This is a genomic window from Antarcticibacterium flavum (assembly GCF_006159205.1).
Classification (GTDB): Bacteria; Bacteroidota; Bacteroidia; order Flavobacteriales; family Flavobacteriaceae; genus Gillisia; species Gillisia flava.
Genome location: NZ_CP040812.1, coordinates 1645906 through 1670164 on the forward strand (window position 1 = coordinate 1645906; position 24259 = coordinate 1670164).

Consider the following 24259-nt stretch of genomic DNA (forward strand, 5'->3'; position numbering starts at 1 on the left):
CAAATTTTGCAACAGACAAATATAACAAAACCCTTACTCCTATTAGCTTGATGCGCACCTCAATACCCTTAAGTTATTAACAATTTTTGTGAAAAAACAGCTCTAAATGGCTACAATTTTCATTTCTGCAGCTGCAGGTGTAAATTGCTTTTTTGCGATGTGGGTAGAACTGGCCCTTCCACTTGGATCAAGATCCTCCTGCCATTTTGGAACCCATCTTTTTACTGAACGCGCCGCACTCTCCTGCGGGTAAAATCCTGCAAATATTTCACGGTAGAAATACGCCTCTTTAGTGGCCGGGGTGTTAACCGGATATTTTACAGCCGCTGTTTGCATTTCTGCGTCACTTACCTGTGCTTTCGCATACTCGATAAGGCTATCTATCCAACTGTAACCAACACCATCGCTAAATTGCTCCTTTTGCCTCCATAGAACCTCAGCCGGCAAAAATGGATCCTCTGGGGTATCAAAAGCTTTTCTAAGGATATATTTTTCTACCCCCCCGTGAGTAGAAGGCATTTTTTCTATAGCGGTTATTTCCATTGCAGTTTGCAAAAATTCCTTATCAAGAAATGGCACCCTTGCTTCCAGACCATGGGCCATAGTAGATTTATCTGCCCTCAAACAATCTGCAGTTGATAACCTTTGTACGCGCCTGATGGTTTCCTTCTGAAATTCTACTGCTGAAGGTGCATTCTTGAAATAAAGGTAGCCGCCAAAGATCTCATCTGCCCCTTCCCCTGAAAGTACAACTTTGATCCCTGCTTCTGAAATAGCTTTGGAAAGAAAATACATAGGGGTACTGGCCCGAATAGATGTTACATCATACGTCTCCAGGTGCCAGATAAGTTTTTTAATGATCTCTATACCTTCCTCAATAGTGAAGTGGATCTCATGATGGATGGTTCCAAGAAAATCGGCAACCTTTTTCGCCGCCTTGAGATCTGGCGCTTCGCTGTCCAACCCAATAGAAAACGAATGTAATTCCTTACCCTCTTCTTTTAAAAGACGGGATGCGATTGAGGATGTAAGGGAGGAATCCAGCCCCCCGCTTAGAAGCACCCCAAGAGGTACATCTGCCATAAGTCTTTTCCTGGTAGCATCAATCAATGATTCTCTAAGTTTAACAAGGCCTGCCTCTTTTGTACATTCGGCTTCACTGTACCAGGCTGGTTTGTAATACTGCACAAAACCGGTTACTGGCGTATAATAATATCCCGGAGGAAATGCCTGGAATTCCACGCATTGATCTGCAAGGACTTTCATTTCGCTGGCAAACCAAAGGGCTCCTTCCTCATCTTTTCCATAATACAGGGGTTTTACACCTATTGGATCCCGGGCAGCAATAAAATCATCACCGTCTACCACCACAAAGGCAAAATCACCATCCAGCTTATCTACAAACTCATACCCATATTTTTCATACAAATGCACTATAACTTCCGAGTCTCCCGTGGTGCGAAAGCTATGCTCCTTAAGCTCGTTCTTCTTTAAGTCCCTGAAGTTATATATCTCCCCGTTATGTACCATCCAGGCACTGCGGCTTCCCTGTATGGGCTGTATGCCGGTATTAATATCCATTATTGCAAGTCTTTCATGGCTAAGGATAGCCCCGCTCTTTGTAACATGAAGATCACTCTCATCTGGCCCCCTATGGCTCATACGCTTAGATAAGGCATCAATCTTGCTTTCTGTTTGAGATGATCCAATAATTGCTAATATTCCACACATAACTTTTGTTTTATATTTATGAAGCAAATATGGCCCTTAAGATAACCAACAAAAAGCAAAAATTATATTTTGCTTACATATGAGAATTAAATTTCAAATATTTTAAATTTTAAAGAATAAAACATCTGGTGCAACAGGTGAAAAACTATTAGATTGAAAGATTCAACTAAGCATTTTGAAATTATAAGCATTTCTTAACAGTCGTACACTGCTATAAATCCTACATTTATAGCGGTTTGATAAAAAATCAAAAATAATTATTTATGAAAAAATTAGTCTATTTAGCAACTATTGCATTTTTTACCCTGAATACCATTTCTATGGAAGCTCAGGACAAACAGGACACTCCAAGGGAAGGTCCCAATTTCCCGAAAATTGATGCCAGTCCCATGGATATAGCTATTTACAGAAATACTGATGATGAGGCGGTAGCCCGGGTCATTTACAGCAGACCTCAAAAGAGAAATCGCCAGGTTTTTGGAAATCTTGTTCCCTATGGGGAAGTTTGGCGTACAGGTGCAAATGAAGCAACAGAGTTAAACCTGTATCAGGATGTAAAAGTAGCCGATGCCTTGGTTGAAGCGGGAACTTATACAGTGTACACCATCCCGGGCGAAAAGGAGTGGACAATTATCCTAAATAACAGGATACATACCTGGGGAGCTTATGAATATACAGATAAGGAGGATAAGGTGAGAATAAAAGTGCCTGTAAGAAATTCTCCAACTACAATTGAAAGCTTCTCTGTTGCCTTTGAGCCACAGGGGGAAGGTGCCAAATTATTGATGGGCTGGGATGACAAATATGTAGAAGTACCATTTATGCCTGCTAATAAAAAATAAAACTCTTATTTCTTTAAAAAAAAGAGGCTGTCTGAAAAGGCAGCCTTTTTTGTTGGAAATAATTATGGATAGTATTATTTTCATGCTATGAACAAGAAAGTTGTATTTAAGACTTACTCACAGGACCAGTTAAGTCTTCTTCCGCCCAGCTATGATGATTTGGTTCCTAAGAATCATCCTGTCCGAATTGTAAATACGATTGTTGATCGCCTTGATATCTCCGCTTTAGAAAGGAGCTATAAAGGAGGTGGCACTTCCAGCTATCATCCCCGGATGTTATTAAAAGTGACCATTTATGCCTATTTGCGCAACATTTACTCCTCTCGTAAGATAGAGCAAGCCCTACAGGAGAACATACACTTTATGTGGCTTAGCGGGCAAAGCAAACCAGATCATAATACCATCAATGATTTTAGGGGAAAACGCTTAAAAGGAACTTTTCAAAACATTTTTAATCAGGTTGTAATTTTATTGGCAGAACAAGGAGTGCTATCACTTAAAGAACTTTTTGTGGATGGCACCAAGATAGAAGCCAATGCTAACCGCTATACCTTTGTGTGGGGCAAGTCTAACAAGACCAGTAAAGAGCGAATCAAAAAACAACTTAAAGAACTATGGAAATATGTTGAGAGTGTCTATGACCAGGAGCAAATGTTGCCTAATGAACCTGATTTTGAAGCCATCGATCCTGAAAAAGTTGCTCAAACCATTGACACCATAAACCAGGCCCTGAAGGACAAAGAGATTGACAAGAAGGTCAAACAAAAGCTCAATTATGCCAAAAAGAACTGGCCACAGAACCTACAAAAATATAATGAGCAGGAGAAGATCCTGGGAACAAGGAACAGCTACAGCAAAACAGATCCCGATGCCACCTTTATGCGGATGAAAGATGATTATATGCAAAATGGGCAATTAAAACCCGGATATAACTTGCAGGCTTCAACCAATAATCAGTTTATCGTTAACTACTCCTTAGCACAAACTACAGCTGACACCACCACTTTAAAAGATCACCTGCAAAAACATATTGCCTCCTATGGAGAAGCTCCTCAAACTCTTACTGCCGACGCTGGTTACGGCAGTGAAGAAAATTATGTTGATCTAGAAGAGAAAGAAGTTACTGCCTATGTGAAATACAACTACTTTCACAAAGAACAACGGGATAAAAAGCACAGAGAAAACCCTTTCCATCCCGATAACTTGTTTTACAACCAGGAAACAGATACTTATTACTGTCCAATGGGGCAGGCGATGAATAAAATAGAAAGCTACGAAAGTGAAACTAAGAATGGTTTTAAACAAACGATCCACAAATACCAGGCTCAGAATTGCCTTGGCTGCCCGCTGCGAGGCAGCTGCCATAAAGCAAAAGGGAACAGGACCATCGAACGCAATCACAACCTAATTCGCCTAAAAGAAAAAGCAAGAGATTTGCTGCTAAGTGAAGAAGGAATAGCACATCGTAAGCGCCGGTGCTGGGATGTGGAAGCTGTCTTTGGAAATATCAAGCAGAACATGGGTTTCAAACGGTTTATGCTCCGGGGAATGGATAAAGCTACCACTGAGATAGGACTCATAGCAATGGCACACAACCTCAGGAAGTTCAGTGTAGCCTAAAAAGACTATATCCTTGACTTTCTATTAATTTTTTAAAAAGGAGAAGACCAAACAAATCATTAAATAACCTAAAAAGAGAAACCGCCTAAAAATTACTTTTTAGACGGCCTCTTTTTTTATGGAATATTAAGATATTTATGGGTTTGCAAGGAAACCTTCCATTTTGGATTTTTCATGACATAATCTACGATCAAGGGGATCATTTTTTCCCGCTTGCTCCATTCCGGCTGGAGATAGAGTATACAATCATTATTCACTTTTGCAGCCTGTTCCTCTGCAAATTTTAGATCGTGTGCATTAAAGACAATTACCTTAAGTTCATTGGCGACAGCATATATCTCCTCTGTAGGTAATTTTATCTTTTTAGGAGAAAGACATATCCAGTCCCAGTGGCCTGTTAGCTCATAAGCTCCTGAGGTCTCTATATGGATAGCACAGCCTTTTTCTTTAAGGCTCGAAGTAAGTGGCCCCATATCCCAGGTTAGAGGCTCCCCTCCAGTGATCACAATAGTTTTGCTGTATTTAACTGCCTCTTCCACCATAGTATCTACAGCAGTGGGTGGATGAAGATCTGCATTCCAGCTTTCCTTAACATCACACCAGTGGCAGCCTACATCACAACCACCTATTCTTATAAAATAGGCGGCAGTTCCTTTATGATAACCTTCTCCCTGTATGGTATAGAAAGCCTCCATTAAAGGCAACATTTTTCCCTGGTCTACCAGCTCCTGTGTTTCTTCTTTTATCATAGCGTGCAAAGATACGGATTCTCATCTTTTTAGACGCTTATAACAATGAAGATTACAACCTCTGTAATTATTTTATTATAAGGGCATTTTCAATTTCCAGCTCGTCCCTGGACAGGTCCAGAAGAAAGCCGTTGACCACCGCATATTCAATGCGCCCGTCTTTTTCAAGAAAAAAAGTTGACTCCAGGTCATTTCCCACTTTATAGCCGGGACTAACCATATGTATGGGATAGGGTGAGGATTTTTTATCACTGCCAAGGTCTTTGACAGGAATATAAGCATAGCCCTTTTTGAGCAATGCAGCATGGTCCAGCTCCTCCACCTGTTCAATTGTCAATTCCTGCGGATACACTTGCGGCATTTTTATCCCGTAACCTTCAGCATTGAATTCTTCATAGCCATAACTGGTTGAAAGGTCTCCCCGGTCTACTATATGACTTTTGTAATGAAAACTGCGATTCTCCTCATCATCTACTTCCTGCCGGTTTATTCCTAAATCGAGAAGGTATTCATTGCCCAAAAGTTCATAGGTCACTTCAGTTATTTTAAGGTCAAAGAGCATCCTGTCATTTTCCGGAATTTCCTCATAAAGCGCGATATCATTTTCCAGGAAATCACCTTCAGCAATAGCAAAAAGTGCTGTGAGGATCATACTGTAGTTCAATTTTCTAATCTCCTGTTTTTCAGGATCGTTTTGATAACCACCAGATTCTATAAGAATGGTGCTCGTGCCCCATTTCTGGATATTATCCCCAAACGCCCGGGGCTCGAAATCATCATTATATCGTCCTACCTGCCCGGGGATATACTCCTGCAGGTGCCTGTTCATTTCAACGATTAACTTAAGAGCATTTCCCCTTACCTCGTTAATGGACTTTTCGTAATTATATGCCGGCGCCAAAAATGAAACAGTTGCAGGGTTCCCGGTGCGGCTGGCATTGTAATATTTGCTTTGATCGTGGAGGTTAAAACCATAATCGGCGTCCAGGCTATCCCTAATTCTTTTAAGAGTTTGCCCCTCTGGCGACTGCAGCCTTAAAGCATCACGGTTCACATCTATTCCCAACGCGTTGCGTCGTGTGAACTTCTCTGCCCCATCTGGATTCAGCATTGGCAGGAAATGGATGGTAAGCTCAGCAAACAGCTTTTCTTTTTCAGCTTTAAATTCATCGCTTTGCAAAAAATTGAAGATATCAAAAAGAGCCCGTGTTGCTGTAGATTCATCCCCATGCATCTGGGACCAGAGAAACACCTGCGTATCTCCCTTTCCTGCACTTAAAAGGTAAAGCTCCCTGCCCTCGATAGAAGTCCCCACCTGTTGCAGGTTGAAAAGTTCATTAGACCCCAATTCTTTAAGATGATTTTTTACCGCTGTATGTTTTATCCTTCGCTGGTCAAAATCATCCACTTTATATGTTGAATAGGAATCATAAAGGTCCTTATATAGTTGTGGAGTTTGTGCGAAGCCTGTGAGGCCGCATAGCACAAAAAGCAATGTGATCTTTATTGTATTCATATTTTTCATTTTAGTTTTTAACCGGCAGAGGTTTAAAATTATACTTTGTAAATCCTTTCCTTAGATCATTCATAAATTCCTTCCCCGGGTCCACTTTGGTGGTGCGATAGGCTTCATTCTTTTCCAACCAGAGAGGATGGCCTTCAAAGAGGGTATATTCATGATGTCCAATTACATAATCTATGGAATATTTTGTAGCCAGGTAACTTACCAAAAAAAGATTGGACATTAACTGGGCTTTGGTAAGAGGGGTGACCGGGGTCCCTCCTACATTTTCAATTCCTATTGCTGAATGGTTTAAGCCAATGACGTGCCTGGCCATCCAGATTTCCGGCATTAACCTGTATATCCTGCCATCCCTGTCTACAAGGAAATGAGCTGAAACATTCAGGGCACCTGCCCCCTGTATATCACTTCTTGAGCCGGGCAATCTTACAGGATCAAAAGCGGCAAACGAAGCTTCAAGAGTGGGTATGGCTGTCCAGTGAACCACAATCATTTTAGGTTGTATCACCGGCTGTTCCTTCGCAATTCCATAGCGGTCTTGCAGATACTCCAGGGTAAGTTCCTTTCGCTCTTCATCAAATTTAACAGGTCGATCAATAATATCACCTGCATGCCGGGAAGGGCTACAGGAAATAATAAGTAAAAGTAACGAAACTCGAAAATAGCGCATAAAAAAAATCTCCCGACAATATCGGGAGATTTTTTCAGGTTTAAAAGTCTTTATTCATCCCAAAAGATCCTGTCGAGCAAAGTAACATTTGGAACATTACTTCCATTCCTGCTCCTTTCAGAATCTGGATATGCCAGGCGTCGTATAAGCTGGCCATTGAGATCTGGATTAAGATTTGCGGGTAATTCGAAACCTTCATACTGGTAATCGAATCTCCTGGCATCTACCCAGGCTTCAGGATGAAGGAACATTGCTTTCCACTTTTCCTCAAAAATATCGTCCATTGTAAAAGCAGCTTCCCCCATACTTACTTCCGGGCTGTTTATGTAGGCTTGTATCTCTCCTTCCGGCACCCCCACTTTTCTCATATGAGCTTCAATCCCTTCCAGATATGCCTGGTAGGACCTGGATTTATCAATACTGAAAGCGGCTTCAGCCTCAATGAATTTTTGCTCAAAATAAGTAGCGATTAGAACCGGCCCCTCTCTTTCAGTATAGAACTGGTCTTCGATCAAGGTAGATCTCGCACCAGATTCTGGAGCATCGCCCCTCCCGGCACCACTTTTTACCCCAATGTATTCGCCTTCGTCTGTAGCACCAATGATTAAGGGCATTCGTGGATCTTCAACTCCGTGGATCGTACCATCAAAGGCTGCAATGAAGTGTTCAGATATCCAGCCACCAAGAAATAAATTGGCGTTATTAATGGCTACAGTTGCCCAGGGATTATATGCCTGTTCAAAATACTCTACCTGTGCATCATCTGCACTGCTTTCGAAACCTCCCTCCAAAGCTGCCAATACCGCAGCAGGATCATATGCTCCTGTACCACTTAAATGGTTTAAATACCTTGCACGCAGCATATTTCCAAATTTCACCCACTTATCTGCATCCCCGGAATAGATAAAATCATCATTCCCCAGGGGCAAAGTGGTTTCCTGCGACATATTGGAAGTACCTTCGTTGAGCAGTGCCAAAACCCTGTCATAAAGCTGGGCATCATCATCGTAGGACGGGGTCAGGGTTGCAAAATCGAAGGATTCACTAAACGGCACATCCCCAAAGGCATCCACGGTCATAGCCAAATGAAGTCCAAGCAGGATTTGGCCCGCACCTTCATAATGGTTTGCACCGGTTTCCTGTGCTGCAGTGATCATATCATTAAGATCTGTCATCACACTGTAAAGCGTAGCCCAGGTATTATCGAAACTTGTAGGTTCCATAGTATCTGCAGCTCCACCCGGGTTAGGCGATGCCAAATATTGCACATAATTTGAAGTAGTACTTCCCAGCCTGTAGACATTCTGGGCCGTTTCGTAAGTGGAATTTGTCATTAACCCCGCCAGAGGAGCCTCTGTGGGATTATTCGGGTTCTCGTTAATATCAAGGTAGTCATCACAGGAGCCAAGCGTGGCCAGTGCACCCATTGCCAACGAATACGTAAATATTTTCTTTATAATCTTCATAATAAACTTTTTTAGAAACCTAGGTTAAGTGTAAAAAACAAACTTTGAACTCCAGGGTAGCCAAGACCGGTAAATCCAACGGCATTACCACCCGCACCGGCACTAAATGATTCCGGGTCAAACCCATCCCAGGGCGTATAAAGGATAATATTGTTTGCTGCTACAGCAATCCTGGCAGAATTAATGAAACCAAGTGAGCTTAGGATATTATCGTTAAAATTATACCCAAGGGTGATATTCCTTAATTTGACGAAAGAGGCATCCTGCACAAAGTTTTCACTCACAGTACGCTCTGTATTACGATAAAAACCGGCACCGTAGTCACGGCCATCTGGCCCCACACCCTGTCCCAGCCATACTTCCTGGGTATTGGGAGTACCATCTGCCAGCACCCCATCAAAAACCCTGAATGAATTTCTTTCAAGGGTTCTTTCTGCTATACCAAATGCAGAGAAGAACATGTCATACTGGTTATACTGCTCTACCCCGGTCCTGAAATCTATAAGGAAAGACAGGTCCCAACCTTTATAGGTCAAGTTATTCCTTAAGCCCCCTATCCATTTGGGGGTCGCATTACCTAAAATAAGTAACTCCCCATTCCTTACCGGGAAACCATTTTCACCTATAACTATAGGAAGGTCCCTGTCGAGATGAGTGGTATTTTCATCTGCTCCAAACCTACGGTAACTACTACCATAAATGTTGCCATAAGCCTCTCCTTCTGTTAAGATAGAAGATACAGTACTTCCAGCATACCCAAACTGGCTTCCCAGCGCAATTTGCTCTATTCCCTCCCTAATGGAGACAACTTCATTCCTGTTATAAGCTGCATTAAGGGCAATTTCCCATCTAAAATCTTCTGTTCTTATAGGGGTACCTCTAAGAATAAACTCAACCCCGCGGTTTTCTATTTCCCCTGCATTTGTAATAAAAGTGGAGAAACCGGTGGTATTGGAAACCGGAACAGGAATAATTTGGTCCTTACTATTGGATTTATACCAGGTAAAGTCCAATCCTAAACGGTTCTCAAAGAATCTAAGATCTGTTCCAAATTCTATCGCTGTTGTTCTTTCCGGCCGTAGATTAAGGTCTCCATACTGGCTAAACCTTGTAAAACCTACCTGCCCGCCTAATGGATAAACATTAGGAGCCGTATAGGTTTGTCCTATTAAATAAGGATCTGTATCCTTACCAACCTCAGCATAGGATGCTCTTAGTTTACCAAAGGTGAGAAAATCTGGACTATCCATAGCCTCTGTGAACACAAAACCAAGGTTTACAGATGGGTAAAAGAAGGAATTATTACCCACCGGCAAGGTAGAGGTCCAGTCATTTCTCGCTGTAATATTTAAGAACAGCATATTGTCATACTCAATACTTAAGTCCCCATACACACCTACAAGTCTTTTCCGGCGCTTGTCCTGGGAATTTGAAAGCTGGTTTGTGTAACTAAGGTCATAAAAACGCGGAATTACGAATTCTGTTCCCGTAGCATCAACTCTCTCCAGGTCCCTTTCAAAAACATCATTACCAACACGCAGTACGGTACTAAATTTTTCACTCCAGTCCCTGGAAAGGGTAACAAAGAAGTTGGAGTTAAGGTCCCGGCTGTTTATTCTTGTTTCAGTAATAAAACCCTGGGAGCTTAATGGTAATTCCCCTTCAATTCCCAGTGGACCGGGAGTAATTGAGGTACGGGCATCGTGGAAATAATCTGTTCCAATAATGTAGTTTAAATTCATCCAGTCAAAGGGAGTGTATGTAAACCTGAAATTTCCGGTTATACGGTTCACCTCATCTTCAAACGTACTAAACCGGGCATCATATATTGGATTTGTATTGCCACCTCTTTGATTCATAGTTCCATCTTCGTTTATATAATCCCTTATGTCTTTATTTGGCGTGTTATATACCAAACGTTCCATAAACCTGTCATGGGGCACCCTGTTACCACCAGAAACCACATAGGACATATTACCTGCAACCGAGAATTTCTCACTGAATTTCAGCTCTCCGTTTAACCTTGCGGTAGTCCTGCCCCAGGTACTGAAAGGAAGGATCCCTTCCTGGTCAAGATTACTTACAGAGGCATAGAAATTTGCATTTTCTGTCCCGCCGGAAATATTAAAAGAGTTATCATACTGCACCCCCGTATTCATTGCATCTCTCCAAATATCGTAGAATTGCGCATCTGGATCAATTTGTCTAATTTCCTCCATTGAGGGCCCCCAATTTGGCCAAAAGGAATTAGGATCATAAACTCCGGCAAATCCCTGCCCATAGGTTTCCTGGAATTTAGGGTATTGATTCACCTCTTCAAAACCTACGCTGCTGCTCACATTAATTCTCACATCCCCTGCCTTTCCTTTCTTGGTGGTGATAATAACCGCACCATTTGCTGCCCTCACTCCATAAAGAGCTGTTGCCGCAGCACCTTTTAGAACGTTCATGGATTCTATGTCATTAGGGTTTATATCTGCAGCCCTGTTTGAAAGACCACGTGGGGTTCCACCAGATTCTGTAGTGGAGTTATCAATTGGCACCCCATCTATAACAAATAATGGCTGGTTATCTGCATTTGGATCAAGTGAGTTCACACCCCTTATAATGATTCGTGCACTTTGCCCCGGAGCTCCACCTGAATTGGTAATTTGCACCCCGGCAGCCTGTCCTTGAAGGGCACTTACAATATTAGGTTGCTTCGTTCTCGTAATTTCTTCTGAAGTAACTTCCTGCACGGCATATCCCAGCGCCCTGGTTTGTCTTTCAATACCAAAGGAGGTAACAACAACTTCATCGAGCCCCTCCAGGTCTTCAGATAACTCTACATTGATAACCTGCTGGTTGCCTACAGCTACTTCTCTTGTCCCAAAACCAAGAGATGAAAACACCAGGGTTGCATTTGTAGGTACGGTAAGTGAATAATTACCGTCAAAATCTGTCGTGGTACCCACTGTAGTACCTTTCACAATAACATTGACCCCCGGAAGGACCATGCCGTCTCTTGCACTTGTTACCTGTCCTGTTACCGTCCTCTCCTGGCCTACCATAGCAGATACCTGAAAAAGAGCAAGTAACACAAGAAATGTAATTTTGCTTTTCATTGGTTTGTTTGTTAAAAAATTAGGATTAGAAACTAATATACCATAATTGTTCAAAACACAAAGCAAAAAAAACCGATAAACTGCACCTGCCTGTTAAAAAATTTCACTTTTGGCCAAGCAGAGGAAATATTTATTAAGCACTGAAAATAACCAGATTAGCGGGTGTTTAAACCGAAACACAACCTACATCCTTATACTTTCTTCAAAAAATTTGTCTTGGGATTGGATTGAGAAAAATCCTTAATTAATTGATAGGTTTGAGGAATGGATTTCTCCAGTCGCTCAAGGGTTTCCTGAGGGATATTGTCACGGCTGAAGGGCACAACCTTCACGTATTCCTGTATCTCCCCTGCCTGTCTTCCATATTTATAATCATAGGGAAATCTGCCATTCTCATCTACTTTCACACGGGGATTCCCGGAATTGGGAACACTTATATAGAACTCACTGTTCGCAATATTGCCTGCAGGATTAAAAAGTGCTTTTTGCTGTAAATATTCATACAGCTCCTCTGCAACATTCACAGCCGGATCTACAATTGCCACATCTTCCACCATATGATCCCTGTAGATATATTGTCCTTCCTTTTGATAATTATACAATTCCTCCAGGATATCCCGGATTTGAAGGGTTAGATAGGTTAATTCTAAGGATGGTATTCTCATATCCTTTTGACTGGATGGTCCCTACGGTAGCCATTACCCCCACGCTTGCATCCTCTTCCAGTTCCATGCGTGATAATGTTCCTCTTGCTCCTGCATCAATAACCCCTATAATTTTTAACTCTATCCCCGTTTTAAGGAAAAACTCCTGCACAAGCTCACTACCATAGGCAGTAGCTGTATTACACGCAATAACTATGGATTTTACAGGAAGCTTGTCCTTTTGAACGATACTGTCTTTACCATCCCGGTAGTATTTATTGGAAACCAGGAATTGCACATCCTTTATAATATGTTCTACAAGTAAATCGGTTTTCTCCTCGCTGGAATAATTACCGTAAGGCATATTGGCCTGGTCTGCCAGGTAGATAAACTCCTCTTCCAGGAAATCGGCCTTACCATCGCTTTGCTTTTCTCGTGTTTGATTATTATGAGCATCAAAATTCACAAGGGCATCCAGCACAGTTAAACCTCCTGTTCCCGAGTCAAACACCCCAATTGGCAGGGTGGGGTCCATGGCAGGGTACTCTTCAAAATTCACATAATAAAAGGACTCCCGGTCTTCGAGAATACTTGAAATAATTGGCCTTTCTTCCTCTGTATTCACCCGGGGATCCACCATTTCCTTCTGGTTGTTTTTACAGGCAATGCTCAGACTAAGTATTAGGATCGAAGGGAGATAAAGACGAAAGAAATGCATATAATGGAATTTTAAATTAAAAACAGAAGAATGGTGAACGTATACCCACAGACTTAAAATCCATAGCCCAAAAAAAACTTCCACTTACTGGAAAAGGTCCCGAAAAAAAACCAACAAACTTAAATGTACTCCAAAAAGTTAGAAACACCAAGTACCTGGAAGAGGTCAAATCCTGTTAACCTGTGAAGGAGTAAAATCTATAAATCGAAATAAACCTAAGTTTGACTTTTCATATTATCTAAAAAAACTAAATTTAAGCCACTAATTGATTATCGCCTTAAACTGTCTAAATGGTCTCCAAATTTCGAATATCACGGCACACTATTTTTCTCTTTTTCTTCCTCTCATTTTTATTCCTTTTGTTCTCGTCCTGTTCTTCAACTAAAATAATTGACAGGACGTTTAAGAAATCGCCTTCCTTTGAGCAGGGTTTTGCAGGTCTGGCAGTTTATGATCTTACAGCAGGAAAAATGATCTATGAACATAATGCCTCAAAATATTTCACCCCGGCTTCCAACATAAAACTCTTTAGCTTATATACAGGCTTAAAGATACTGGGAGACTCTGTTCCTGCTTTGAAATATGAAGTAAGGGGCGACTCTGTTATTTTCAAAGGAACAGGGGATCCTTCTTTCCTAAATCCTGACTTGCAGGAATCGAAGATTGCAGAGTTTTTAAGGAATCGCAGTGAAACACTTTATTATTTTCCTCCTTCTTTTACTGAAAAATATTTTGGGCCGGGATGGTCCTGGGACGACTATAATTCTTATTACAGCGTAGAAAGATCTTCTTTTCCCGTCTACGGAAATAGGATATCTGTAGAATTTCCTGCCGGTGCTAAAGTGCCGAGGGTAAGCCCGGGCATTTTTAAAGATTCCATTGGGCCTGTTACTACTTCAGAAAATTTTAGAGGTGTGCGAAGAGAGATGCTTTCCAATAAATTTAGTTTTGATCAAAATACCTCCCAACGTTCACAGCCCCAACAGGTTCCTGTGAAATACTCTCCCGAATTACTGGTAAATATATTACGAGACACGCTGCAAAAAGAGGTCGTCCTCCTGCAGGACCCTAAATCCCAGTTCAGAAATCCCAAAACCCTTTACAGTTTACCGGTGGATAGTATTTATAGACGTATGATGGAGGTGAGCGATAATTTCATTGCTGAGCAAATTCTGCTTTTGGCGGCAGGTAAGATTGCCGACACACTAAAAACAGAGATTGCAATAGCACACATGCTGGAAAATCATTTACAGGACCTCCCCGACGAGCCGCAGTGGGTAGATGGCTCGGGTTTATCAAGGTATAACCTTGTAACACCTCGTACCATGGTGGCCCTGTTGAGAAAGATCAAGGCTGAAGCTCCGGTAGAAAGACTTTTCGGTTTAATGGCTACCGGAGGAGTATCGGGCACCCTTAAAAACAATTATGCAGCCGCCACCCCATATATTTTTGCAAAGACCGGCACTTTAAGGAACAACCATAGCCTTAGCGGATTCTTACGCGCAAAATCGGGGAAAATCCTTGCTTTCAGTTTTATGAACAGCAATTATGTGGTGCCTACTTCAGAATTAAAGGAAAACATGGAGGTGATCCTGAAGCAGTTATATGAAAGGAATTAAGCAGCAATAAAAGTTAATAAAATTGGCTAATTCTTTTAAATTAGCACAAAATGGCTTCAGCGTAATACAGAATCAATGGAGAGAAGAAACTTTTTAAGAAATCTTGGAACAGGAGGACTCGCTGTTTCCCTTTCAGCTTTTACACTTCCGCAGGAAACATTCCTCACCTCATCAATAAATAAACCCGATCTCCCCCGGCGACTTAAAGAAGGTGATACTATAGGAATAGTAAGCCCTTCCAGTGCAATTTTTGAAACTGAACCTTATGAGATCGCGGTGGAGACCTTTGAGGCAATGGGCTTACGGGTGAAACTTGGACAATTTGTAAATAATCGATATGGGCATCTTGCGGGAACCGATGAGGAAAGGGCTGCAGAGCTTACTGAGATGTTTGGGGACCCTCAAATTGACGCTATCATCGCCCTTAGAGGTGGCTCTGGAGCAGCAAGGATCCTTGAGAAACTTGATTACGAACTCATTGCTAAAAACCCCAAGATTTTTATAGGGTATAGTGATATCACTGCCCTTCACCTGGCAATATATGCAAAGACAGGACTGGTTACCTTTCACGCACCTCTTGCTGTATCTACCTGGAATGACTTTAGCTATTCAAACTTTAGAAAAGTGCTTTTCGAGGCGGAAACGGTTACCTATAAAAATCCTGCTGAGAAAGGAAAGAACCTTGTGGTTACAAAAAACAGGATAAGAACTATACAGCCGGGTAAGGCAAAGGGAGAATTGCTTGGCGGCAACCTCTCTGTTCTCACCGGTATAATGGGTTCGCCTTATTTTCCTAACAACTGGGACAATAAGATCCTTTACCTCGAAGATGTGGGGGAACAGATCTATGCTGTGGACAGGATGATGTCCCAGTTGCAATTGGGTGGAGTACTTGACAAAATATCAGGATTTGTATTTGGAAAATGCACAGATTGTAAGCCAGGAAGCGGCTATGGTTCCCTCACGATGGAAGAAGTTATAGACCATTATATAAAACCATTAAATATTCCCGCATATACAGGCGCTATGATTGGACATATTGATGATAATTCAACAATTCCCAACGGGCTTGGTGCCGAGATTGATGCAAGTGAAGGAACTATAAGATTGTTACAGCCGGCGGTAATTTAAAAGGGGTTATTAAATAAAATCATATAATATGGAAAACAGGGAGGAATTTATACAACATATTCAACAGGGTTATTCTTCCAAAGGAGACCATATCTTTATGGGAGCGGCGATGCTCGATGGACAACCGGTTGCAGAAGCCCGTGTAAAGATCCCGCTACGCACCCTTAACCGGCACGGTTTAATAGCCGGGGCAACAGGAACCGGAAAAACAAAAACCCTGCAAATACTTGCTGAAAATCTTTCAGATAAAGGGATCCCCTGCCTTTTAATGGATATTAAAGGTGATTTAAGCGGAATAGCCAAAGCTGCTGAAGATAATGAAAAATTAAGGAGCAGGCACAGGTTAATCGATTTCGAATTCACTCCCCAGCGCTCTCCTGTTGAGATCCTGAGCCTTTCAGATCAACCCGGGGTAAAGCTGAAAGCAACAGTAAGCGAGTTTGGACCCGTACTCTTAAGCCGTATCCTGAATCTTACCGATACCCAAACCGGTATTTTGGGCATAATCTTTCAATATTGTGACAATAACCACCTACCACTTCTGGACCTGAAGGACCTTAAAAAGATCCTGCAGTATGCCACAGATGAAGGTAAAGAAGAATTTGAAAAAGACTACGGGAGAATTTCCAAAGCTTCTACGGGAGCCATCCTTAGAAATATTGTTTCCCTGGAACAACAGGGCGGGGACCGCCTGTTCGGTGAACCTTCTTTTGAAGTCCACGATCTTATAAGGAAAACCCCAGAGGGGAAAGGTTACATCAACATCCTAAGACTGGATGACATACAGGATAAACCAAAGCTCTTTTCCACGTTTATGATAAGCCTGCTTGCAGAAGTATATTCTGAATTCCCTGAAAAAGGGGATGCTGAAAACCCGGAACTAATTCTATTTATAGATGAAGCGCATCTCATATTCAAAGAAGCATCTGGCGCGTTGATGGATCAACTGGAAAGCATCATAAAACTTATAAGGTCCAAGGGGATAGGGATCTATTTCGTAACTCAAAACCCTACAGATGTACCTGCAGAGATCCTAAGCCAGCTGGGACTTAAGATCCAGCACTCCCTGCGCGCTTTTACTGCAAAAGACAGGAAAGCCATAAAATTAACAGCAGAAAATTATCCTCTTTCTAAATATTACGATACCAAAGAAGTCCTTACGGCGTTAGGAATAGGGGAAGCATTGATCTCTGCTCTTGACGATAAAGGCAGGCCCACCCCGCTCGCTGCAACAATGCTGCGGGCACCAATGAGCAGAATGGATATACTTACAGAACAGGAATTAAGGGAGATCACCGGCTCCTCCACCCTGGCCAGAAAGTACAGCGGTGACATAGACAGGGAAAGCGCATATGAACTTCTAAACGCAAAGATATCAAAGGCAGAAAAGGAAGAAGCTCGCACTAAAGCAAAGAAGGAAAGAGAAACTATTTCCCGCACAACAACCCGAAAAAGAGGATCGCAAAGGCAAAACCCCGTTATCAAAGTCCTCACCAGTGCAACATTTATTAGAGGGGTGATGAGCATTTTAAATAAAAGTTTTAAATAAGAAATTCAAATGATAAAAAAAATATTTCTGTGTGCAAGTGTGGCGGCGATTATGGCAGCCTGCGGCAGAGACCAGGATCCTTTCTTAATAGATTCCAATAGGGTTGGGCCTCTTACAAAAGAGATAAGGATCAACCAACTGGATTCTGTTTTTGCAAATGATTCCATAGTTAGGAATACCTCGGGAAATAGATTTCTAAACGCTACTAATGACATTGAGATCTATGACAGGGAAGGCTCTCCCCTTCTTATACTGGAGCCGGTGCAGCAGTTTGATTCAACTAGCACTGTTGGATACATACAGGTCCTTGATCCCAGATTTGAAACTGCCAAAGGCTTAAATACAAAAAGCACTTTTGGGGATGTGGTTAAGAATTACAGTATTTCCAGGATCGAGAACACATTAAACTCTGCAGTAGTATTCATAGACGAACTTAATATGTACTTAACTATAGATAAAAAGGAACTACCCTCCAGCCTTAGATTTGATACAGACAGCAGGATAAATGCTTCCCAGATCCCAGATGATGCTAAAATCAAGTATTTCATGATTAGCTGGTAGAAATAAAGCATTTTAATCGTCCTATTTGTAAGAATTATCTTTATAAAATGTTAATTCAAGACCTCTTTTTAATAGATTGTCTAACTTTATCCCTTAACCAATAAAGTATGTTATGATCAAGATCTTAGCTATTATTATGTTAGTTGGTGGTGCTATTGCACTGGTAATGGGAGTTCTGGGAATTTTTGGAAGTATTGCCCTTATGCTGAGTCCCTGGGCGTTGGCAATTTTAGGGTTCATCTTCTTTATTGCCGGTATCTCAATGCTTAAATATCGAAAGGATACAGATGAAGTAGCTGCAGATCATCGCAAGCATTAATATCACCTTTAAATATAAGGCTGCAAGTTAAAGATGCATCCTGCTGGAATGGCAGGCAAAATCTTTATCTTTGCAGCCTTACTTTATTTTTGGACCATGCAACTTACCCGAATCAATAAATATTTAAGTGAAGCAGGATATTGTTCCCGTCGCGAGGCAGATAAATTGATCGATAAAGGACGTGTCACCATTAATGGCAAAGTACCCGAAATGGGGACTAAGGTAGCCCCTGGAGATCTTGTAGAAGTAGATGGGAAGCCTATTAGTAATAAAAAGGAAGAACAGGTCTATCTTGCCTTTAACAAACCGGTGGGAATAGTATGTACTACAGACACTGGCGTGGAAAAGGATAATATCATAGATTTCATCAATTATCCAAAAAGGATCTTTCCCATAGGCCGGCTGGATAAGGCCAGTGAAGGATTGATATTTCTTACTAATGACGGCGATATTGTTAATAAGATCCTGCGGGCAAGAAATAATCACGAGAAAGAATATGTAGTGACTGTAGACAGGCCTATAACCTCGACTTTTATAAAGCGAATGGGCAGTGGAGTACCTATACTTGATACTGTTACCAAAAAATGTGAAGTGGAGCAACTGGGGAAATTTGATTTCAGGATCATCCTTACCCAGGGCCTTAACCGGCAAATTCGTAGAATGTGTGAGTACCTGGGTTATGAGGTAACCGCATTGAAAAGGATAAGGATCATGAACGTCCAGCTGGATATTCCATTAGGAGAATGGCGTGATCTTACTGCAGAGGAGTTGCAAACAATCCAGAAAATGGTTTCTTCATCTACAAAAACTCATGAGCCTGCTACTTCTTCAAAAAAATTAAAGACAGAACCTGTTAAAAACCCTGCACATAATACTTCTCAAAAGGATAAACCAAAAAAATTTACGCCTGCTTCCCGCTCCAGGAGAAAATCTTAACAGATTATTACCACTTCCTCCTGCTGCCTTTCAGCTTATCTTTATATTTTTAGTACCCGGTGGTCCTTTCAAAAGATTTTCGTCTTTAGAAATTGATGGATTATCTTTAAATTAGACATATACTATTACATTATGGGTAAAATACAACCATTTCACCTGGCTATACCTGTGCAGAACCTTGAAAAAAACAGGATCTTTTACAGAGACACCCTGGGGTGTGAAGAAGGGAGAAGCAGTGACCACTGGGTCGATTTTAATTTTTTTGGGCATCAACTCGTTATTCATGTCCAGGAATCAAGTGCTGAAAAGGCAGGAAAGGGAAATCCGGTAGACGGGAAAGACGTACCTATTCCTCATTTTGGAGTTGTATTGGAATGGAATGATTTCCAGGTATTTTCTGAAAAACTAAAAAAGCAGCATATAGATTTTGTTATCGAGCCATATATAAGATTTAAAGGTAAGACAGGCGAACAGGCTACAATGTTCTTTAAAGACCCTTCGGGCAATGCCCTTGAATTCAAGGCCTTTAAGGACATGAGCCAGTTGTTTGCAAAATAGGGACCTCCATGGATAAACTTAAACCCTCATTAGTACGGCAACTATTCGTACTGCTGGTAATAATTTTTTTGGGGTTTTTGATATTCAAGGAAATTGTACCCTTTCTTTCGGGCATACTGGGTGCTATAACCTTGTTTGTGATCCTGAAGAATGGAATGAGAAAGCTGGAGAACCTGGGATGGAAAAAGCCATTGGCGGCAGCAGTATTAATGCTGGCTTCCTTTATTGGGATCCTTGTACCGGTTGTGCTTATCATTATAATGCTTTACTCCAAAATAGGAAAGTTCATTGCCAATTCTGAAAAAGTTGTAGCTGCAGTAAAAGACCAGGCAGATAATTTGCAGGATTACCTTGGTTTTAATATAAGCAACAGCATAGACAGCACCGCCATAACCGGGTGGCTCTCCACCAATCTGCAAAGTTTGGCGGGGGTACCTTTACAGCTATTATAGCTATTGGGATCATGTATTTCATGCTGTATTATATGCTCATTAACCGGGATAAAATGAACCTTATTTTAAGAACATATATTCCATTAAATGATGAGAATATTGAGCTAATAGAAAAAGAAAGTGATCTCTCTGTAAAATCGAATGCACTGGGAATTCCACTGGTAGCCATCTTTCAGGGAGTTATTGCACTTATTGGGTTTCTTATATTTGGTGTGCCAGATCCATTTTTCTGGTTCGCCATAACCGCCATAGGTTCTATGGTACCCTTTATAGGTTCAGCCCTGGGAATAGTACCGGTAACCCTGCTTTTACTCTCAATGGGGCAAAACTGGCAGGCAATCGCTATCCTTGTGTATGGAATAGTGGTCGTTGGATCTACAGATAATATTGTAAGGCTTTATATACTTGAAAAGCTGGCAAGCGTGCACCCTTTGATCACTCTGTTTGGAGTAATAGTAGGTGTGCCCTTATTCGGCTTTATTGGGCTAATATTCGGGCCTTTGCTTATATCGCTGTTTCTGCTTATTTTGAAGATTTACAAGAAGGAATATGGGAATGATTATGATAATTTATAAAACCTAATTAAAACGAAAAATATGTTTGGGAAGAAAGAAAAGATCGTAGATGAAGAATACGTAAGTGGTGAGATCACTAAAGTTGACGAGGGAGATGTAGATGTTGTAATGGACAACCAGGAGGAGATAGCAAAAAAGATCTCGAGTTCCAGCGCCTTAAAGAAGTATACAGAGCTGGGTAAGGTTATGTTTGGGATGCTCCAGGATTATCGCAAGGGAATCTATACCAATGTGCCCTGGTTCACCATCGCGGCTATCGCTTTTGGATTATTATATGTGCTTAATCCATTTGATATTATCCCAGATTTTATACCGGGGATAGGATATGTAGATGATTTTGCTGTGCTCACCTTTAGTTTAAGATTCATGGAAACAGATCTTCACAACTATCTCGACTGGAAACTGGAAGAAGGAGAAGACGAGGAAGAGGAGTCTTAAAAAGAAAAAGATTGTAATAAAAAAGCCGCTTTGTAGCGGCTTTTTTATTATTAGTTGGAAAGAGCTTTAGCCTTTCTTCTATGATTTTCCCTCGCCAGCAGGGTATTCTTAAGCAACATTGAAACAGTCATAGGCCCCACCCCACCAGGTACCGGGGTTATAAAAGATGCCCGCTTGCTTACATTCTCAAAATCCACATCTCCTTTGATCACATAACCTTTTTCAGCTTTTTCATCTGGGACGCGAGTAATTCCCACGTCAATGATCACAGCGTCATCCTTTATCATTTCTACCTTCAGGAAATTTGGGATTCCCACGGCTATTATAACTATATCTGCCTGAGATATGATCTGGGTAATATTTTTTGTGAACTCATGAGTAAGGGTTACAGTTGAATTTCCAGGGAAACCACTCCTGCCCATCAAAATACTCATAGGGCGACCAACAATGTAACTTCTCCCAATTACTACTGTATGTTTCCCCTTTGTAGGTATGTCGTACCTCTCAAGTAGTTCCAGGATTCCAAACGGTGTGGCCGGGATAAAGGAAGTCATATCCAAAGCCATTTTTCCAAAATTTGTAGGGTGGAAACCGTCTACATCTTTCTCTGGATCTACAGCATTCAGGACTTTTTGCGTATCTATTTGCGGGGGCAATGGAAGTTGCACAATGAAACCATCAATATCATCATTCTCATTGAGCTCCTGTATTTTAGCCAGCAGTTCAAGTTCACTTACAGTGGAGGATAACCTGTACAAAGAAGATTCAAAGCCCACTTTTTTACATGCCTGCACCTTACTGTTAACATAGGTCATACTTGCACCATCACTCCCAACAATTATTGCAGCCAGATGCGGAACTTTCTCCCCGCGCTCCTTCATTTTGGAAACCTTTGCAGCAATCTCTTCTTTTATATCATTGCTTGTTTTCTTACCGTCAAGAATAGTCATTATAGTATCTATTTAAAAAGGTGCAGTTGGCAGTTTGAGATACCAATTATACCGGGATTATTTATGCTAAAAATTAAATGATCGTGTAACCTTTTGTATTCCCGGCCCTGGCCGGTACTTTACCATGAATACTTCCTTCAACAATTTCAACCGTCATCATATCAGTTATTCAGGCCAAATCCAAAAAATAACTGCCAGGTTGAAGAAGGATTACTTCATTCCCTTCATCATTTGCATCATTTTCTTTCCGCCGCCGCCCTGCATCATTTTCATCATTTTACCCATTTGATTGAACTGCTTGAGCAATTGATTCACCTGTTGAACAGATGTACCTGAACCCTTTGCAATTCTTTTCTTTCTACTGGCGTTGATAACTGTTGGGGTACTTCTTTCTTCTGGAGTCATGGAATAAATGATAGCCTCAACATGCTTAAAAGCATCATCATCTATATCCACATCTTTAAGCATTTTACCTGCTCCAGGGATCATTCCCATAAGGTCTTTCATTGACCCCATTTTCTTAATTTGGTGCAGCTGATTAAGGAAATCATCAAAACCAAATTGGTTCTTAGCGATTTTCTTTTGAAGCTTCCTGGCTTCCTCCTCATCATATTGCTCCTGCGCACGCTCAACAAGAGATATCACATCTCCCATCCCAAGGATCCTGTCGGCCATACGGTCCGGGTAGAAAACATCTATGGCATCCATTTTTTCACCTGTACCTATAAACTTTATAGGCTTATTCACTACAGATTTAATGGAGATAGCTGCCCCACCACGGGTGTCACCATCTAATTTTGTAAGGATAACCCCATCAAAATTAAGACGCTCATTAAAAGTTTTTGCAGTATTTACAGCGTCCTGCCCTGTCATGGAATCCACTACGAAAAGAGTTTCATTAGGCTGGATAGCGCTGTGAATGTTCGCAATCTCTGTCATCATCGCCTCATCCACGGCCAAACGACCGGCTGTATCTATAATGACCACATTATGACCATTTTGTTTTGCGTGGGCGACCGCTGCTTTTGCTATACTTACAGGATCCTGGTTTCCCTCATCACTGTAAACCTCAACACCAACCTGGTCCCCAACTACGTGTAGCTGATTGATCGCTGCGGGACGGTATACGTCACAGGCAACCAACAAAGGCTTTTTAGTTTTTTTATTTTTGAGATAATTTGCGAGTTTCCCCGAGAAAGTAGTTTTACCACTACCCTGCAATCCAGACATTAATATCACTGAAGGATTTCCCGAAAGGTCAATACCTGCTGCTTCCCCTCCCATTAACTGGGTAAGTTCATCCTTTACCAGCTTAACCATTAATTGCCCCGGCTTTAAGGCCGTCAATACGTTTTGTCCAAGGGCTTTTTCCTTTACCGTACCGGTAAATTCCTTTGCAATTTTATAGTTGACATCGGCATCTACAAGTGCCCTTCTTACCTCCTTAAGAGTCTCGGCAACATTTACTTCAGTTATTTGTCCATGCCCCTTAAGAACATGTAAAGCATTATCTAACTTATCACTTAAATTATCGAACATAATTATCTCTGTAATTTTAAATTCTCACCCTATACGGGAAGGAGAACAAATTTAATGATTTTCACCCCAGAAGAAAAAAGTTTCTGCAGGGGAAATTTGATTCACAGGATCCTAGAAAAGGATCCTAACCACCCCGGCCACGCCTCCCTGGTCATATTCGTAACCCGGTACTTCAAATTCACTAATATAATAAGACCTGCAACTGTCTTCCAGGACAGCAATCGTTAATTCAAGATCCAGACTCACGTCTTCTTTTATTGCCAGGGTTATCAACTTTTCCCCAACTTCTCTTTCAAAGGTCAACTTGAGAAAAGTACGGTTAAGATCCTGTACGAACTCAAAGGGAACCAGAACCCCGTCCTCATCTGTAACCTCAAGTGTTGCAGTCTGGAAGGTATCATTAGCATAAAGATTCTCACCGGTCTGTTTTTCTACAAATTCCAGGTAAAGCTGCACAGGCCCTGTAATACAAGGTACCTCATCATCACTAACATCACAGGAAGCCAATCCAAAAAAGGAAAGGAACAATCCAACATACATCAATCTATTCATATCCAAAGTTTTAT

21 protein-coding genes and 1 pseudogene are annotated in these 24259 nt (G+C 41.4%); 11 read left to right on the forward strand and 11 right to left on the reverse strand.

All coding sequences use genetic code 11. The features are described 5' to 3' along the window. Positions 1-102 precede the first annotated feature (102 nt). Positions 103-1731, reverse strand: a complete 1629-nt coding sequence (gene asnB / locus FHG64_RS06800; RefSeq protein WP_139065711.1) for an asparagine synthase B — start codon at positions 1729-1731, stop codon at positions 103-105. Between the two features lie 263 nt (positions 1732-1994). On the opposite strand from asnB, the gene FHG64_RS06805 reads away from it, so the two are divergent. Together FHG64_RS06805 and FHG64_RS06810 are read left to right on the forward strand one after the other, a co-directional pair. Continuing rightward, positions 1995-2573: a DUF2911 domain-containing protein gene (locus FHG64_RS06805; RefSeq protein ID WP_139065712.1), complete on the forward strand. Its 579-nt coding sequence runs from the start codon at positions 1995-1997 to the stop codon at positions 2571-2573. Positions 2574-2660: 87 nt separating this feature from the next. Beyond that, positions 2661-4193 (forward strand): IS1182 family transposase, encoded by a 1533-nt coding sequence (locus tag FHG64_RS06810; RefSeq protein WP_139064573.1) that lies wholly within the window; start codon positions 2661-2663, stop codon positions 4191-4193. 116 nt (positions 4194-4309) lie between these two features. Here the strand turns inward: FHG64_RS06810 and FHG64_RS06815 are convergent, their stop codons facing one another. The 7 genes from FHG64_RS06815 to FHG64_RS06840 all read right to left on the reverse strand — a co-directional run bounded on the left by FHG64_RS06815 (position 4310) and on the right by FHG64_RS06840 (position 13066). Then, positions 4310-4942, reverse strand: coding sequence for a 7-carboxy-7-deazaguanine synthase QueE (locus FHG64_RS06815; RefSeq protein ID WP_139065713.1), 633 nt, complete (start codon positions 4940-4942; stop codon positions 4310-4312). A gap of 67 nt (positions 4943-5009) precedes the next feature. Continuing rightward, entirely contained in the window at positions 5010-6458 is a 1449-nt protein-coding gene (locus FHG64_RS06820; RefSeq protein WP_246054322.1) for a M14 family metallopeptidase, read from the reverse strand. Positions 6459-6468: 10 nt separating this feature from the next. After that, a complete protein-coding gene (locus FHG64_RS06825; RefSeq protein ID WP_139065715.1) occupies positions 6469-7134 on the reverse strand; it encodes a peptidoglycan recognition protein family protein in 666 nt (221 codons plus the stop codon). A 50-nt stretch (positions 7135-7184) separates the two neighbouring features. Beyond that, a complete protein-coding gene (locus tag FHG64_RS06830) occupies positions 7185-8600 on the reverse strand; it encodes a SusD/RagB family nutrient-binding outer membrane lipoprotein (RefSeq protein WP_139065716.1) in 1416 nt (471 codons plus the stop codon). An 11-nt stretch (positions 8601-8611) separates the two neighbouring features. Beyond that, positions 8612-11704: a SusC/RagA family TonB-linked outer membrane protein gene (locus FHG64_RS06835; protein WP_139065717.1), complete on the reverse strand. Its 3093-nt coding sequence runs from the start codon at positions 11702-11704 to the stop codon at positions 8612-8614. A 191-nt stretch (positions 11705-11895) separates the two neighbouring features. Next, entirely contained in the window at positions 11896-12369 is a 474-nt protein-coding gene (locus FHG64_RS19400) for a hypothetical protein (protein WP_218937562.1), read from the reverse strand. Beyond that, entirely contained in the window at positions 12299-13066 is a 768-nt protein-coding gene (locus FHG64_RS06840) for a glutamate racemase (RefSeq protein ID WP_218937563.1), read from the reverse strand. Before FHG64_RS06840 ends, FHG64_RS19400 begins: the two co-directional genes overlap by 71 nt. A gap of 290 nt (positions 13067-13356) precedes the next feature. Here FHG64_RS06840 and dacB point away from each other — a divergent pair, with 290 nt between their 5' ends. The 9 genes and pseudogenes from dacB (at position 13357) to FHG64_RS06885 (ending at position 21204) form a co-directional block, all read left to right on the forward strand. Then, a complete protein-coding gene (gene dacB, locus FHG64_RS06845) occupies positions 13357-14685 on the forward strand; it encodes a D-alanyl-D-alanine carboxypeptidase/D-alanyl-D-alanine endopeptidase (protein WP_139065718.1) in 1329 nt (442 codons plus the stop codon). A gap of 75 nt (positions 14686-14760) precedes the next feature. Further along, complete coding sequence (locus FHG64_RS06850) at positions 14761-15816, forward strand: S66 peptidase family protein (RefSeq protein ID WP_139065719.1); 1056 nt, start codon at positions 14761-14763, stop codon at positions 15814-15816. A 28-nt stretch (positions 15817-15844) separates the two neighbouring features. After that, on the forward strand, positions 15845-17365 hold the full coding sequence (locus FHG64_RS06855; protein ID WP_139065720.1) for a helicase HerA-like domain-containing protein: 1521 nt from the start codon (positions 15845-15847) through the stop codon (positions 17363-17365). A 9-nt stretch (positions 17366-17374) separates the two neighbouring features. Continuing rightward, positions 17375-17926 carry a helix-turn-helix domain-containing protein gene (locus FHG64_RS06860; RefSeq protein WP_168191329.1) on the forward strand — a complete coding sequence of 184 codons (552 nt, stop codon included), beginning with the start codon at positions 17375-17377 and terminating at the stop codon, positions 17924-17926. A gap of 112 nt (positions 17927-18038) precedes the next feature. Then, positions 18039-18245: a hypothetical protein gene (locus tag FHG64_RS06865; RefSeq protein WP_139065721.1), complete on the forward strand. Its 207-nt coding sequence runs from the start codon at positions 18039-18041 to the stop codon at positions 18243-18245. A gap of 96 nt (positions 18246-18341) precedes the next feature. Continuing rightward, complete coding sequence (gene rluF, locus FHG64_RS06870; RefSeq protein WP_139067914.1) at positions 18342-19181, forward strand: 23S rRNA pseudouridine(2604) synthase RluF; 840 nt, start codon at positions 18342-18344, stop codon at positions 19179-19181. 132 nt (positions 19182-19313) lie between these two features. Next, the gene (locus FHG64_RS06875) at positions 19314-19739 is read left to right on the forward strand and encodes a VOC family protein (RefSeq protein ID WP_139065722.1); all 426 of its coding nucleotides are present in this window, start codon (positions 19314-19316) and stop codon (positions 19737-19739) included. 8 nt (positions 19740-19747) lie between these two features. Continuing rightward, positions 19748-20766 (forward strand): annotated as a pseudogene (locus FHG64_RS06880) (AI-2E family transporter). 21 nt (positions 20767-20787) lie between these two features. Beyond that, a complete protein-coding gene (locus FHG64_RS06885; protein WP_139065723.1) occupies positions 20788-21204 on the forward strand; it encodes a YkvA family protein in 417 nt (138 codons plus the stop codon). Between the two features lie 50 nt (positions 21205-21254). On the opposite strand, the gene FHG64_RS06890 is transcribed toward FHG64_RS06885, so the two are convergent. The 3 genes from FHG64_RS06890 to FHG64_RS06900 form a co-directional block, all read right to left on the reverse strand. Beyond that, positions 21255-22154 carry a bifunctional 5,10-methylenetetrahydrofolate dehydrogenase/5,10-methenyltetrahydrofolate cyclohydrolase gene (locus FHG64_RS06890; protein ID WP_139065724.1) on the reverse strand — a complete coding sequence of 300 codons (900 nt, stop codon included), beginning with the start codon at positions 22152-22154 and terminating at the stop codon, positions 21255-21257. A gap of 210 nt (positions 22155-22364) precedes the next feature. Beyond that, positions 22365-23693 carry a signal recognition particle protein gene (ffh, locus tag FHG64_RS06895; RefSeq protein ID WP_139065725.1) on the reverse strand — a complete coding sequence of 443 codons (1329 nt, stop codon included), beginning with the start codon at positions 23691-23693 and terminating at the stop codon, positions 22365-22367. A gap of 111 nt (positions 23694-23804) precedes the next feature. Continuing rightward, positions 23805-24245, reverse strand: coding sequence for a hypothetical protein (locus FHG64_RS06900; RefSeq protein ID WP_139065726.1), 441 nt, complete (start codon positions 24243-24245; stop codon positions 23805-23807). Positions 24246-24259: the final 14 nt, after the last annotated feature.